12 protein-coding genes are annotated in these 14,398 nt (G+C 68.3%); all 12 read left to right on the top strand.

Translation table 11 applies throughout. The features are described from left to right. Window positions 1-84: 84 nt before the first annotated feature. Window positions 85-462 carry a cell division protein FtsL gene (gene ftsL / locus VGD93_RS12200; RefSeq protein WP_395012413.1) on the top strand — a complete coding sequence of 126 codons (378 nt, stop codon included), beginning with the start codon at window positions 85-87 and terminating at the stop codon, window positions 460-462. Between the two features lie 2 nt (window positions 463-464). Beyond that, a complete protein-coding gene (locus VGD93_RS12195; protein WP_395012411.1) occupies window positions 465-2,189 on the top strand; it encodes a peptidoglycan D,D-transpeptidase FtsI family protein in 1,725 nt (574 codons plus the stop codon). Between the two features lie 24 nt (window positions 2,190-2,213). Continuing rightward, the gene (locus tag VGD93_RS12190; protein ID WP_395012409.1) at window positions 2,214-3,656 is read left to right on the top strand and encodes a UDP-N-acetylmuramoyl-L-alanyl-D-glutamate--2,6-diaminopimelate ligase; all 1,443 of its coding nucleotides are present in this window, start codon (window positions 2,214-2,216) and stop codon (window positions 3,654-3,656) included. A gap of 1 nt (window position 3,657) precedes the next feature. Then, a complete protein-coding gene (locus VGD93_RS12185; RefSeq protein WP_395012408.1) occupies window positions 3,658-5,055 on the top strand; it encodes a UDP-N-acetylmuramoyl-tripeptide--D-alanyl-D-alanine ligase in 1,398 nt (465 codons plus the stop codon). Window positions 5,056-5,090: 35 nt separating this feature from the next. Next, window positions 5,091-6,176, top strand: a complete 1,086-nt coding sequence (mraY, locus tag VGD93_RS12180; RefSeq protein ID WP_395012406.1) for a phospho-N-acetylmuramoyl-pentapeptide-transferase — start codon at window positions 5,091-5,093, stop codon at window positions 6,174-6,176. Window positions 6,177-6,289: 113 nt separating this feature from the next. Next, entirely contained in the window at window positions 6,290-7,450 is a 1,161-nt protein-coding gene (locus tag VGD93_RS12175; RefSeq protein ID WP_395012404.1) for an FtsW/RodA/SpoVE family cell cycle protein, read from the top strand. Next, entirely contained in the window at window positions 7,447-8,556 is a 1,110-nt protein-coding gene (gene murG, locus VGD93_RS12170) for an undecaprenyldiphospho-muramoylpentapeptide beta-N-acetylglucosaminyltransferase (protein ID WP_395012402.1), read from the top strand. Before VGD93_RS12175 ends, murG begins: the two co-directional genes overlap by 4 nt. Beyond that, on the top strand, window positions 8,553-9,977 hold the full coding sequence (murC, locus tag VGD93_RS12165) for a UDP-N-acetylmuramate--L-alanine ligase (protein ID WP_395012400.1): 1,425 nt from the start codon (window positions 8,553-8,555) through the stop codon (window positions 9,975-9,977). The genes murG and murC overlap by 4 nt, the downstream gene beginning before the upstream one ends. A gap of 43 nt (window positions 9,978-10,020) precedes the next feature. Continuing rightward, window positions 10,021-10,941, top strand: coding sequence for a D-alanine--D-alanine ligase (locus tag VGD93_RS12160; RefSeq protein ID WP_395012398.1), 921 nt, complete (start codon window positions 10,021-10,023; stop codon window positions 10,939-10,941). After that, window positions 10,941-11,825 (top strand): cell division protein FtsQ/DivIB, encoded by an 885-nt coding sequence (locus VGD93_RS12155; RefSeq protein WP_395012396.1) that lies wholly within the window; start codon window positions 10,941-10,943, stop codon window positions 11,823-11,825. Before VGD93_RS12160 ends, VGD93_RS12155 begins: the two co-directional genes overlap by 1 nt. Further along, complete coding sequence (gene ftsA / locus VGD93_RS12150) at window positions 11,822-13,135, top strand: cell division protein FtsA (protein ID WP_395012394.1); 1,314 nt, start codon at window positions 11,822-11,824, stop codon at window positions 13,133-13,135. Before VGD93_RS12155 ends, ftsA begins: the two co-directional genes overlap by 4 nt. Window positions 13,136-13,335: 200 nt before the next feature. Continuing rightward, window positions 13,336-14,398: cell division protein FtsZ (gene ftsZ, locus VGD93_RS12145; RefSeq protein WP_395012392.1), on the top strand; the 1,063-nt coding region annotated here is incomplete at its 3' end.

Raw genomic sequence — 14,398 nt, 5'->3', positions numbered from 1 at the left:
CCTGCGCGCTGCCCGCCGCTCGGCGGCGCCCGCCCGCGCGGTGCATTATGAGGGACTCGGCGTGCCGCGACTCCGGGGTGCCGCATGATCCGCACCCTCAACCTCTTCCTCGTGGCCACCAGCCTGCTCGCCCTGGTCGGGGTGTACGCGCTCAAGTATGCGGTCGAGGACACGGCCAGCGAGCGGGGGCGGCTGGAGCGCCTGATCGAGCGCCAGGAGGGCCAGTTGTCGCTGCTCAAGGCCGACTGGGCCTACCTCAACCAGCCGGCGCACGTCGCCCCCATCGTCACCCGCCACCAGGCGGCGCTGGGGCTGGCGCCCGCCGACCAGAAGCAGTTCGGCAGTTTCGAAAGCCTGCCGATGCGCCCGGTGGCAAAACCCGACACGGCCGCCCTGGACGCGCTGTTCGAATCCCTCGACGCCGGCGTCGATCCCATCCAGCAGCTGATCGAGATGAACTGAACATGGCGATCATTTCCGAAGCGGCGGTACCCATTGCACTCGACGGCGGCCGCAAGGCCCGCGGCAACCTCACCAAGGCGCGCATCCGCTGGGTGATCGCGGCGCTGGCCGTCGTCTTCGCCATCGTCGGCGGCAAGCTGGTGCAACTCGGCATGGTGGAAACCGACTCCACCATCGAGGGGCAGGAACGCGACCTGATCACGGCGACGCGCCCGGCCATTCTCGACCGCAACGGGCTGGAACTGGCCGTCGACATCCGCGTGCCCTCGCTGTTCGCCGAGCCGCGGCGGATCATCGACGTCGACGAGGCCGTGGAAGCGCTGCGCAGCGTGCTGCCGGGGCTCGACGCGGGGTGGCTGCGCCAGCGCCTTTCGGGCGACAGGGGGTTCGTGTGGGTGCAGCGCGAACTCTCCCCCGCCCAGCAGGACCGCATCTTCAACCTCGGCATCCCCGGCCTCGATTTCGTCACCGAGAGCAAGCGTTTCTACCCGGGCGGCAGGGAGGCGGCGCATATCCTCGGCGCCGTCAACATCGACAACCAGGGCATCGCCGGCATCGAAAAGCACATGGACGGGGAGGATGTCGCGCTGCTGCAGTCCATCGGGCTGGCGCGCGGCAATGCGCTGACGCCGGTCGACCTCTCCATCGATCTGCGCGTGCAGCACGTCATGTACGAGCAGTTGCTCGACTCGCTCACCCGCTACAAGGCCGTGGCGGCCGCCGGCGTCATGCTCGACGTGCGGACCGGCGAAGTCATCGCCATGGCCTCGCTGCCGGATTTCGACCCCAACAATCCCGCCTCGCTGTTCGAGCCCGTCGACGGCAAGAAGGACCAGCGCTTCAACCGCATTACCTCGGGCATCTTCGAACTCGGCTCGACCTTCAAGACGGTGACGATGGCTGGGGCGCTCGACAGCGGCCTCGTCAGGCTCACCGACTCCTTCGATGCCCGGTTCGGCATCCGCTTCGGCCGCTTCACCATCGACGATTTCCACGGCAAGCATCGCATCCTGAGCCTGCCGGAAGTGTACAAGTACTCGTCCAACGTCGGCACCATCAGGATCATGGAGCAATGGGGCAAGGACAACTTCCGGGCCTTTCTCAGCAAGCTGGGCTTCGACGAACGCGTGCCGTTCGAACTGCCGGAAATGCGCAGCCCCAGCGTGCCCAAGACGTTCTCGGAGATCGTGGCCGCCACGGCGTCGTTCGGCCACGGGCTCAGCATCAGCCCCCTGCACATGGCGATGGCAACTGCCGCCTTCGTCAACGACGGCTACATGGTCAACCCCACGCTGTACAAGCGCAGCGAGGCCGAGGCCCGGGCGCTCTATCGTCCGGTGATCTCGCCGCGCACCAGTGCCGCCATTCGCTACCTGATGCGCCTCAATGCGCTCGAGGGCTCCGGCACGCGCATGAACAAGGCGGCGGCGGGCTACCGCGCGGGCGGCAAGACCGGGACGGCCGAAAAGGTGGTCAACGGCCGCTACGCCTCGGGCCTCAACCTCAACGTCTTCACCTCGGCCTTCCCGCTCGACAACCCGCGCTACGCCATGGTCGTCATCGTCGATGAACCGCAGCGCGAAAACGAGCAGTCGGGCGTGACGGCCGGTTGGAACGCCGGCGAGGTGACCGGCCGCATCATCCAGCGCGCCGCGCCGATGCTTGGCATCAGCCCCGATTTCGGCGAAATGATAGATACCAACCTCGTTCCAGTGGAACTCCGCTAGAGTCCGCCCAGAAGGGAAACCGGATTGTCATTCGCCCTGGCAGACCTGCTTGCAGGCGCGGTCGGCAAGCGCCCGCCCGACCTTGCCGTTGAAGGCATCAACGCCGACAGCCGCGCCATTGCGCCGGGCGAGGCCTTCTTCGCGCTTCCCGGCACGCGCGTGCACGGCAACGCCTTCGCGGCCGAAGCCGCCGCCCGCGGCGCGGTGGCGGTGATCAGCGACCGGCAGCCCGACGTCGACCCCGGCGTGCCGGTGGTGCTTGTCGACGATGTCCGCGCCGTCTATGCGCGCGCTGCCGCGCGCCGCTTCGCGCCCCAGCCCGAAATCGCCGTCGCCGTCACCGGCACCAACGGCAAGTCCTCGATCGTCTCCTTCGTGCGCCAGATCTGGGCGGCCTGCGGCATCGCCGGGGCGAGCCTCGGCACCGTCGGGGTGGAAACGGCCGCCGGGCTCGTGCCGCGCGAACTCACCACGTCCGACGCGCTGGCCCTGCACCGCGACCTGCGCGACCTCAAGCTGCAGGGGATCGACCACGTCGCGCTCGAGGCCTCGAGCCAGGGCCTCGACCAGCGCCGCGTCGACGGGCTGCGGTTCCGGGCCGTCGGCTACACCAACCTTACCCAGGACCATCTCGAGTATCACGGCGGGTTCGAACCGTACCGCGAGGCCAAGCTCCGCCTGTTCCGTGAACTGCTGGCCGACGACGGCGCCGCCGTCGTCAACAGCGACGATCCGGAGCACATGCCGTTCCTGTTCGCGGCACTGGACCGCGGAGTGACGCTGCTCACGGTCGGGCGGGAGGGGGCCTATTTCGAGGTCACCGACATTTCCAACGAGGGCTTCGGCCAGCGCGTGCGGGGCCGCCTGGTCGGCGAAGAGGTCAGCTTCCACCTGCCGCTGACCGGCGCCTTCCAGGTCAGCAATGCCCTCGTTGCGCTCGGCCTTGCCACCAATGCGGGAGCCGACAAGGACCGGGCCGTTGCGGCGCTGGAAACGCTCAAGGGCGCCAAGGGGCGGCTCGAACTGGTCGGCCGGCGTGGCGACGGTGCGATCTTCGTCGACTACGCGCACAGCCCCGACGCCCTCAAGAACGCGCTGCAGTCGCTGCGCCCCTATGCGCGCGGCAAGCTCGTCGTCGTGTTCGGCTGCGGCGGCGACCGCGACAAGGCCAAGCGCCCGGTCATGGGGGCGATCGCGCACGAACTTGCCGACCGCGTCATCGTCACCGACGACAATCCGCGGACGGAGGAGCCCGCCGCGATCCGGTCCCAGATCATCGCGGCCGCGCGCGGGGCCGAGGAGATCGGCGACCGCCGCGGGGCAATCGCCGCCGCCGTCGCGGCGCTCGGCCCGCAGGACGTGCTGCTGATCGCCGGCAAGGGTCACGAGGACTACCAGATCGTCGGGACGTCCAGGCATCATTTCTCCGACCACGAAGTCGTGGCCGAGACGCTGAGGGAGCTTTGACGTGTCGCCTCTGTGGACCATCGCCGAGATCGTTGCCGCCACCGGCGGACGTCCCGAAGGCGTGCTCGACGGCCCCATCCACGCCGTGTCCATCGACTCCCGCGAGATCGCGCCGGAGGCGCTGTTCGTGGCCATCAAGGGCGAAACCCACGACGGCCACGACTTCGTCGAGGCCGCGCTCGCCGCGGGCGCCTCGGCGGCGCTGGTCTCGGAGGATTATTTCGCTCGCCATGGCGGCCGCAACCTCGTCGTCGTTCCCGATCCGCTGGCGGGGCTGGTCGCGCTGGGGCAGGCGGCACGGGCCCGCAGCCGCGCCCAGATCATCGCGGTGACCGGCAGTGCCGGCAAGACGACGACCAAGGAGGCCATCCGCACCGCGCTGTCGGCAGCGGGCGAGACCCACGCCTCGATCAAGAGCTTCAACAATCACTGGGGCGTGCCCCTGATGCTGGCGCGGCTGCCGCGATCGGCGCAGTTCGGCGTTTTCGAGATCGGCATGAACCACCCCGGCGAAATCACGCCGCTGGTCAGGCTGGTAAGGCCGCACGTCGCCGTGGTCACCACCGTCGCCGCCGCGCACCTGCAGTTCTTCGGCTCGGTCGCCGATATCGCCGCGGCCAAGGCCGAGATCTTCCTCGGCCTGGAGCCCGGCGGTACGGCCTTGCTCAATACCGACCACGACTGGCTGCACATCCTGTTCAACCGCGCCGGCAAGGCCGGGGTCGGGCGCATCGTCACCTATGGCTTCGACGACAGCGCCGACTGGCACATCGAGCGCGCCGATTCCACGGCCACCGGGATGCGGGCGCGCGTCGTGCACGACGGCAGGACGTTCGACCTCAAGTTGCCGGTGCCGGGCCGGCACATGGTCGCCAACGCCGTGGCGGCGCTGGCCGTGGCCGAGCTTTCGGGCGAAGGCGTCAAGCTGGCGCTCGAGGCGCTGGCGGGGTTCGGCGCCCCCGAGGGCAGGGGAGCAACGAGCCGGCTCGGGCCCGGGGACAGGCCGCTGCTGCTCATCGACGAGAGCTACAATGCCAACCCCGCGTCCATGGCGGCAACGCTCGATGTTTTTGCCGGCACCAAGGCTCCCGGCGGCGCCAGGATCCTGGTCCTCGGCGACATGCTGGAACTGGGGCCGCAAGGTGGCGTGCTTCACGCATCGCTCAAGGAGAAGGTCCTCGCAGCCAGGCCGGACAAGCTATTCCTGGTCGGTCCGGCGATGACGGCACTTGCCGAGGGCCTGCGCGACGCGGTCGAGATAACGCACGCCGCGGCGATCGAGGAGATCGGCGAAACCATCCTCGCGAGCCTTGCATATGGCGACGCAATCATGATCAAAGGATCGAAAGGCGTGCGGTTGGCGGGCCTCGTGCAAGCGATACGCGACCGGTTCAGTTGAGCTGCCACAGCGCCGGGACCAGGGACGCGTAGAACATGCTGTATTTCCTAGGCCAGTTCGGCGACAGCCTCGCCGCCTTCAACGTCTTTCGCTATATTACATTCAGGACGGCCGGCGCGGTGATTACCGCGCTTTTTTTCGTCTTCCTGTTCGGGCCGAACATGATCGCCTTGCTGCGCGTGCGCCAGGGGCGGGGCCAGCCGATCCGCGAGGACGGGCCGCAGGGGCACCTGCTGACCAAGAAGGGCACGCCCACCATGGGCGGGCTGATGATCCTCGCCGGCGCGGTGACCTCGATCCTGCTGTGGTCGAACCTCGCCAACGGCTATGTCTGGGTGGTGCTGGGCGTGACCATCGCCTTTGGCGCCATCGGCCTTTACGACGACTATCTCAAGGTCAAGCGCATGTCCCACGCCGGCTTCGGCGGCCGGCAGCGGCTGGCGATCGAGGGGGCCATCGCCCTCATCGCCGCCTTCTTCCTCGCCCAGCTGACCGACCCGGCGATCTCGACCTCGCTGTTCTTCCCGTTCGTCAAGGGCCTCGGGCTGCCGCTCTATTGGGGCTTCTACCTGTTCGGCGCCTTCGTCATCGTCTCGGCCGGTAACTCGGTCAATCTGACCGACGGGCTCGACGGGCTCGCCATCGTGCCGGTGATGATCGCGGCCGCCTGCTTCGGGCTGATCGCCTATCTCGTCGGCAGCACGACCTTCTCCGAATACCTGCTGATCAATTCCGTGCCCGGCACGGCAGAGCTGGCCGTGGTCTGCGGCGCGCTGATCGGGGCGGGGCTCGGCTTCCTGTGGTTCAACGCGCCGCCGGCGCAGATCTTCATGGGCGATACCGGCTCGCTGGCGCTGGGCGGGGCCCTGGGCACGATCGCCGTCGCCACCAAGCACGAGATCGTGCTGGCCATCATCGGCGGCCTGTTCGTACTCGAGGCCGTGTCCGTCATCGTCCAGGTCGCGTCGTTCAAGCTCACCGGCAAGCGCGTGTTCAAAATGGCGCCCATCCACCATCATTTCGAAATGATGGGGTGGACCGAGAGCCAGGTGGTCATCCGCTTCTGGATCATCTCCTTCGTCCTGGCGCTGATCGGGCTCAGCTCGCTCAAGCTGCGCTGAGGACGCGCCGACTCGCAAAACGCGACGCCGGTCACCGCTTGCTAACCATCCGGGCGCTACAGTGGCGCATCGAGTTCGCGTAGGAGGCCGCCGGGCAAGGGCGGCGCGTCGGCATGTTCTCACGGGAGCGCAAGACCCCCATCGCCGAATGGTGGTGGACGATCGACAAGGGGCTGCTGGCCGGCCTGCTGCTGCTGCTCGCCGTGGGCATGGTACTGAGCTTCGCGGCCAGTCCCCCGGTCGCTGAGCGCCTCGGCCTCGGTCCATGGCATTTCATCATCCGGCATGGCCTGTTCACCATCCCGGCTGTCGTCGTGCTGGTCGCCACCTCGCTGCTGTCGCAGCGCGCCGCCCGCGTCTCGGCCATCCTCGTCCTGCTGGGCAGCCTCGTGCTGCTCTGGCTGACGCTCAGGTTCGGCGTCGAGGTGAAGGGCGCCAGGCGCTGGATATCGGCCTTCGGGCAGACCATCCAGCCCTCCGAATTCGTCAAGCCCGCCTTCGCCGTGATCGGCGCCTGGCTGTTCGCCGAAAGCATGAAGCAGAAGGGCATGCCGGCCCGCTCGCTCGCCACCCTCATCATGCTGGCCATCGTCGGCGGGCTGCTGCTGCAGCCCGACATCGGCCAGACGGCGCTGGTGCTGGCAACGTGGGCGGCGCTGCTGTTCCTGTCCGGCATCTCCTGGTTGTGGATCTTCGGGCTGATGCTCGCCGGCGTCGGCGGGCTGTTCGGGGCCTACATGTTCTTTCCCCACTTCGCGCGGCGCATCGACACCTTCATCAACCCTGAGGGGGGCAACACCTACCAGGTGGACAAGGCCCTCAACTCGCTGCTCGAGGGCGGCTGGTTCGGGCGCGGGCCGGGAGAATCCATCGCCAAGAAGTTCATTCCCGACGCCCATGCCGACTACGTGTTCTCGGCGGCCGCGGGCGAGTTCGGCCTGCTGTTCTGCCTTTGCCTCGTCGCGCTGATCGCCTTCATCGTCATCCGCGCACTGCTCAGCGCGCAGCGCCAGACCAGCCTGTTCGCCCGACTGGGAGCCTCGACGCTGGCCATCCAGTTCGGGCTGCAGAGCGCCATCAACCTCGCCGTCAATCTCAACCTCATTCCGCCCAAGGGGATGACGCTGCCGTTCGTCTCCTACGGCGGCACCTCGATGGTCGCCATCGCCTTCGGGGCGGGCCTGATGCTGGCCCTGACCCGCAAGCGCCCCGAAGAACGCCTGGCGACGGGACTCCCCGCCTATCGCGGCCCGGTGCTGGCAGCGGCCGAATGAGCACCTTCGTTCTCATGGCGGGCGGCACGGGCGGACACCTCTTCCCGGCCATGGCGCTGGCGCAGGAACTGCGCCGGCGCGGCCACGTCATCCACCTGATGACCGATCACCGCGTGGGCGAATACGGCAAGGGCTTTCCGGCGCAGGACATTCACATCGTGCCGTCGGCGACGCCGTCGACGGGCAATCCGGCGAAGTTCCTGCTGGCCGGCCTTCGCGTCGTATGGGGCACGGCGGTGGCGTGGTCGAGCCTGCGCCGAATCAGTCCGGCCGCGGTCGTCGGCTTCGGCGGCTACCCGACCTTTCCGCCCTTCCTCGCGGCCAGCCTCGCCGGCATCCCCGGCGTGCTGCACGAGCAGAACGCGGTGATGGGACGCGCCAACCGTGCGCTGGCCCGCCATGCCCGGGTGGTTGCGCTCAGCTTCGAGCGCACCGCAAGGGCCGAGCCCTATGCCGACAAGAGCCTCGTGACCGGCAACCCGGTGCGTGACCGGGTCACGGCCGTCGCCGACGTCCCCTATCCGCCGCTGACCGAGGCCGGGCCGTTGCACGTCCTCGTCTTCGGCGGCAGCCAGGGGGCCCGTGCCTTTGCCGACCTGGTGCCGCCGGCCATTGCCGAATTGCCGGCCGAACTGCGCTCGCGGCTCAACATCGTGCAGCAGTGCCGGCCCGAGGACATCGACCGGGTGGCCGAGGCCTACCGGCGGGCCAAGATCAACGTCGAGCTCGCCGCCTTCTTCGACGACCTGCCCGAGCGCATGGCGCACAGCCACCTGGTGATCGCCCGCTCCGGCGCCTCGACCGTTGCGGAGCTGTGCGCCATCGGCCGCCCTGCCATCCTCGTGCCGCTGCCCGGTTCGCTCGACGCCGACCAGCGCAACAACGCGCTGGTGATGGAGGCCGCCGGGGCCGGCTGGATCGCCGAGCAGGCCACGCTTTCGCCGCTTTCCCTTGGCACTCGGCTTGCATCACTTCTCGGTGAGCCGGAGGCTCTGCACAGGGCGGCGGCGGCGGCGAAAGCGCTCGGACAACCGCGGGCGGTGGAGAAGCTGGCCGAAATCGCGGAGCGCCTTGCCCTCCGCCAGCAGGGGAACGAATCCAGATGAAGATGCCGCGCAACATCGGGCCGGTGCACTTCGTGGGCATTGGCGGGATCGGGATGAGCGGCATCGCGGAAATCCTGCACAACCAGGGCTACGCCGTGCGCGGCTCGGACAGTGCCGCCAATCCCAACGTGCTGCGCCTGCAGGCGATGGGGGTTCACGTCGAGATCGGCCAGCGCGCCGAAAACCTCAGGGATGCCGCGGTCGTCGTCGTCTCCTCGGCGATCAAGAAGAACAATCCCGAACTCGTCGCCGCCCGCGCCAAGGGCCTGCCGATCGTGCGCCGCGCCGAAATGCTGGCCGAGATCATGCGCTTCAAGTACGCCATTGCCATCGGCGGCACGCACGGCAAGACCACGACGACGACGCTGGTGGCGACGTTGCTCGACGCGGCCAACATGGACCCCACCGTCATCAACGGCGGCATCATCAATGCCTACGGCACCAATGCCCGGCTGGGCGGCGGCGAGTGGATGGTGGTGGAGGCCGACGAGAGCGACGGCACCTTCGTCAAGCTGCCCGCCGACATCGCCGTCGTCACCAATATCGATCCGGAGCACCTCGACCATTACGGTGATTTCGCCGGGGTGAAGAAGGCGTTCCTCAACTTCGTCGAGAACGTGCCGTTCTACGGTTTCGCCGTCATGTGCCTCGACCACCCCGAGGTCCAGGCCCTGGTGGGCGACATCCGCGATCGCCGCGTCATCACCTACGGCCGCAACCCGCAGGCCGACGTGCGGCTCGTCGACCTCGAGAACCATGACGGCGTGCAGCAGTTCGCGGTCGAGATCCGCGACCGCATCCGCCAGACGCATCTGCGCATCGAGGGGCTGGAACTGCCCATGCCCGGCGAACACAACGCGCTCAACGCCACCGCCGCCATCGCCGTCGCCGACCAGCTCAAGGTGCCGGCGGAGGCCATCCGCAAGGGGCTCAAGACCTTCTCCGGCGTCAAGCGCCGGTTCACGCGGACCGGCGCCGTCGGCGGCATCACCATCATCGACGACTACGGCCATCATCCGGTGGAAATCGCCTCGGTGCTGAAGGCGGCCCGGCAATCGGCGCGGCGCGACGTCATCGCCGTGGTGCAGCCGCACCGCTACACCCGCCTGCATGACCTGTTCGACGATTTCGCCACCTGCTTCAACGATGCCGACACCGTCATCGTCGCGCCCGTCTATGCCGCGGGCGAAACCCCGATCGAGGGGGTCACCCACGAGGAGCTGGTCTCCCGCATCCGCGCCCGGGGGCACCGCGACGCGCGCGTGCTCGACCGGCCCGAGGCGCTGGCGCCGCTGATCGCCAGCCGCGCGGCCGAAGGCGACTACGTCGTCTGCCTCGGGGCCGGCAACATCACGCAATGGGCTGCCCAGCTCCCCGGCGAACTCGGGGCACTGATGGGCGAGGAGCCGGAAGCGGCATGAGCCGCGGCGGGCATGGCGGCGGGCCGTTCGTGGAGCAGCGATGATGACCAAGCACGTTGCCGTCCTCATGGGCGGCTGGTCCAATGAGCGCCAGGTGTCGCTGAGTTCCGGCCGGGAATGCGCCGCGGCGCTGCGCAACGCCGGCTATCGCGTCACCGAGGTGGACGTCGACCGCGACATCTACAACGTGCTGACGGCGCTGCGGCCCGACGTCGTCTTCAACGCCCTGCACGGCACCTTCGGCGAGAGCGGGATCATGCAGGGCCTGCTCGAGCTGCTCGAGCTTCCCTACACCCATTCGGGCGTGCTGGCCTCGGCGCTGGCCATGGACAAGCACCAGGCCAAGATCATGTTCAAGGCCGCCGGCATTCCGGTGACCGATCACGTGATCGTCTCGCGCGCCGAGGTCGCGAGGGGCCACGTGATGGCGCCGCCCTACGTCGTCAAGCCGATCGCCGACGGTTCCAGCTTCGGCGTGTTCATCGTCGGCGCCGACCAGGCGCACCCGCCGCAGGAGATCCTGCGCGAAGACTGGAACAGCGGCGAGGAGGTCATGGTCGAGCGTTACATCCCGGGCCGCGAACTGACCTGCGCGGTGATGGGAGACGTGGCGCTGGGGGTGACCGAGATCGTGACCGACCTCGCCTTCTACAATTACGAGGCGAAATACGCGCAGGGCGGCTCGCGACACATCGTGCCGGCGCAAATTCAACCGAAAATTTACGACAAAGTGCAGAAGATGAGCCTCAAGGCGCATGCTGCGCTGGGGTGCCGGGGCGTCTCGCGGACCGACTTCCGCTACAACGACAAGGCCGGGGAAGACGGCGAACTCGTCTGCCTCGAAATCAACACCCAACCGGGCATGACCAAGACTTCCCTGGTTCCCGAACAGGCCCTGCACGCCGGCCATTCGTTCGAGGAACTGGTCACCTGGATGGTGGAGGACGCGAGTTGCAGCAGGTAATGGCACAGAGTTTCGTCGGGGCTGAGCCCGTCGATCCCCGCCATCTGCCCGTTCCCCTCCGTACCCTGCGCCGCACCGCCCTCGTCAGCGTCAGCCACGCCTGGGTGTTGCACCGCCGGCTCGTCGTCCGCGTCGCCGGCGCCATCCTCGCGCTGCTGCTGATCGTCGGCGCCTACGAGGCGCGAGGTCTGCTCGCCCTCGGCGCCAATGCCGTGGTGAAGATGGTGCAGGGCGAGTTCGTGGCTGCCGGTTTCGGCATCAACCAGATCACGATCAGCGGCCAGGCGCTCACTCGCGACAGCGACATCGTCGCGTTGATGACGATGTCCGCCGGCAGCTCGACCCTCGATTTTGACGTCGGCAAGGCCCGCGCCCGCCTGGAGTGGCTCCGCGCCGTGGAGAGCGCCACCGTGCGCAAGGTCTATCCCAACCAGATCATCGTCGAGATCGTCGAGAAGGAGCCGGTGGCGCGCTGGCGCAGCGGCAACGCCACCTGGCTCGTGGACCAGCGGGGCGCCATCATCGGCGAGGACCCGGCCGGCGCCTTCGCCGAACTGCCGATGGTGGTGGGGGAGGGGGCGGCCGACGATGCGCTGGTCATGATCCGCGCCCTCGACCAGCATGCCGCCCTCACCCGCGACCTTGCCGTGCTGAGCCGCATCGGCGACCGGCGCTGGGACCTCATCTACTATAGCGGGCTCCGGGTGAAGCTGCCCGAACGGGGTGTCGCCCAGGCGCTCGACCAGCTCGAAGCCTACCAGGCCGACTACGCCTTGCTGGATAGGGACGTCAATGTCATCGACCTGCGCGTGCCCGGCATCGTCGCGCTGAAGCCGGCGGTGCGCGAGGATGCTGGCAGCGGTGCGGAGAAGCAACGACCATGATGACGGATGCCATGACCGCCCGCCTCAAGCCGGCGCAGAGCGGGCGCGCGACGCTCGTTGCCGTGCTCGACATCGGTTCGACGAAGATCTGCTGCGTCATCGCCCGGCTGTCGCCCCGCCCGGAGGGGCGCTCGCTCAAGGGCCGCTCGCACGTCGCCGAGGTGATCGGCTTCGGCTATGGCCCTTCCTCGGGCATCAAGAGCGGCGTCGTCACCGATCTCGACAAGGCCGAGCATGCGGTACGCACCGTCGTCGGCATGGCCGAGCGCGCCGCCGGCCTCACGGTCCAGTCCGTCGTCGTCAACGTCACCGCCGGGCGGTTGGGGTCGGAGACGTTCTCGGCCACCGTCAATCTGGGCGCGCTCGAGGTCGAACGTGCCGACATCCAGCGCGTGCTGCGCGCCGTCAACGGCCGCAGCGTACGCCCGGAACGGTCGATCATCCACGCCCTGCCCATCGGCTATGCCCTCGACGGTCAGAAGGGCATCCGCGATCCGCGCGGCATGGTCGGCGAGCAGCTGAGCGTCGACGTCTCGGTGATCAGTGCCGAGACGCTGGCGATGCGCAACATCGAACTGGTGCTGCATCGCTGCCACCTGCAGATCGAAGCACTCGTCGCCACGCCCTACGCCAGCGGCCTGTCGACGCTGGTCGACGACGAAGCGCAACTGGGCGTCGCCTGCATCGATTTCGGTGGGGCCACGACGACCGTTGCGGTCTTCTCCGAGGGGCAACTGGTCTACGCCGATGCCATCGCCATCGGCGGCCACCACCTGACGCTCGACCTCGCCCGCCAGCTGTCGGTCAGCGTCGCCGATGCCGAGCGGCTCAAGACCATGTTCGGCAGCGTCCTTCCCGGCCAGGCGGACGAGCGCGAGCTCATCCCCATCGTGCCGGTCGGCGCGTTGCAGGACGAGGCACCGGGGCAGATCCCGCGCTCCCATATCACCCGGGTGCTCAGGCCACGCATCGAGGAGGTACTGACCGCGGTGCGCGACCGCATGCACGCAACGGGCATGATGGACGTGTGCGGCCGCCGCTTCGTGCTGACCGGCGGGGGCAGCGAATTGACCGGGCTGACCGAGGTCGCACGGCGGCTGCTGGCCCGTAACGTCCGCAGCGGCCGGCCGATGGGCATCTCGGGCTTGCCGGACATGGCCAAGGGCGCGGCCTTCGCGACGGTCACCGGGATGCTGATCTACCCCCAGGTCTGCGGCCAGGAATATGCCGAGCCCCGCACCGGAGTGAAGCTCACCGGCACCGACGGCTATCTGGCCCGGGTCGGCAGCTGGCTCCGGTCGGCATTCTGAGCAGGCACTGAGTCGGTTTGCGCCCCGACGCAGCGGGACCGGCCGCCTGCAGCGTCAGTTCATGATTAACATCCCCTAACCATACCTTTGTTTCGCCTTGCAAATTGCATCGGCGTTAACGCATTCAAGTGGTTTGTTAGGACCCGGTTAACGAATTGGTGACTAAAACTGGCACTCGAACGCCACCTATGGGGCCATCCATGACGATCAACCTCACCATCCCCGACATCCAGGAACTTAAACCTCGCATCACGGTTTTCGGTGTCGGGGGCGCTGGCGGCAACGCCGTCAACAACATGATCGCCTCCGGCCTCGACGGCGTCGATTTCGTCGTCGCCAACACCGACGCCCAGCAACTGGCCTTCTCCAAGACCGACCGCCGGATCCAGCTCGGCGTGCAGGTCACGCAAGGGCTCGGCGCGGGCGCCCACCCGGAAGTGGGCATGAGCGCGGCCGAGGAGAGCGTGCCGGAGATCGGCGAGCACCTCGACGGCGCCCATATGGTCTTCATCACCGCCGGCATGGGCGGCGGCACCGGCACCGGCGCGGCCCCGATCATCGCCAAGTGCGCCCGCGAGCGCGGCATCCTGACCGTCGGCGTGGTGACCAAGCCGTTCCACTTCGAAGGCCGCCACCGGATGCGGCTGGCCGACGCCGGCATCGCCGAGCTGCAGCGCTACGTCGACACCCTGATCGTCATCCCCAACCAGAACCTGTTCCGGATCGCCAACGAGCGGACCACCTTCGCCGAAGCCTTCGGCATGGCCGACCAGGTGCTGCACTCGGGCGTGCGTTCGATCACCGACCTGATGGTCCTGCCGGGCCTGATCAACCTCGACTTCGCCGACGTTCGCACGGTGATGACCGAGATGGGCAAGGCGATGATGGGCACCGGCGAGGGCACCGGCGAGGACCGCGCCCTGATGGCCGCTCAGAACGCCATCCAGAACCCGCTGCTGGACGAAGTGTCGCTGAAGGGCGCCAAGGCCGTGCTGGTCAACGTGACCGGCGGCCTGGACATGACGCTGCTGGAGGTCGACGAGGCCGCCAACGCGATTTCGGAGCAGGTGGACGCGGAAGCGAACATCATCTTCGGCGCCGCCTTCGACCCGGCGCTGGACGGCGTGATCCGCGTCTCCGTGGTCGCCACCGGCATGGACTCCGGATCCATCACCATGATCGAGCCGCAGGTCCAGCGCCGCACCATGGCCCGCGGCCCGGCGCTCGCCCAGCCCGAGCCGCTTCGCGCGCCGATCGCGGCCT

It is taken from the genome of Devosia sp., from assembly GCF_036406155.1.
Classification (GTDB): Bacteria; Pseudomonadota; Alphaproteobacteria; order Rhizobiales; family Devosiaceae; genus Devosia_A.
This window is presented reverse-complemented; position numbering and strand designations above follow the sequence as displayed.

Excerpts from the sequence above, each read along its gene's own strand:
- VGD93_RS12155 (WP_395012396.1), top strand. The coding sequence starts at position 10,941 with ATGGCACAGAGTTTCGTCGGGGCTGAGCCCGTCGATCCCCGCCATCTG.
- VGD93_RS12175 (WP_395012404.1), top strand. The coding sequence starts at position 6,290 with ATGTTCTCACGGGAGCGCAAGACCCCCATCGCCGAATGGTGGTGGACG.
- VGD93_RS12160 (WP_395012398.1), top strand. The coding sequence starts at position 10,021 with ATGACCAAGCACGTTGCCGTCCTCATGGGCGGCTGGTCCAATGAGCGC.
- ftsA (WP_395012394.1), top strand. The coding sequence starts at position 11,822 with ATGATGACGGATGCCATGACCGCCCGCCTCAAGCCGGCGCAGAGCGGG.
- VGD93_RS12195 (WP_395012411.1), top strand. The coding sequence starts at position 465 with ATGGCGATCATTTCCGAAGCGGCGGTACCCATTGCACTCGACGGCGGC.
- mraY (WP_395012406.1), top strand. The coding sequence starts at position 5,091 with ATGCTGTATTTCCTAGGCCAGTTCGGCGACAGCCTCGCCGCCTTCAAC.
- ftsL (WP_395012413.1), top strand. The coding sequence starts at position 85 with ATGATCCGCACCCTCAACCTCTTCCTCGTGGCCACCAGCCTGCTCGCC.
- murC (WP_395012400.1), top strand. The coding sequence starts at position 8,553 with ATGAAGATGCCGCGCAACATCGGGCCGGTGCACTTCGTGGGCATTGGC.
- murG (WP_395012402.1), top strand. The coding sequence starts at position 7,447 with ATGAGCACCTTCGTTCTCATGGCGGGCGGCACGGGCGGACACCTCTTC.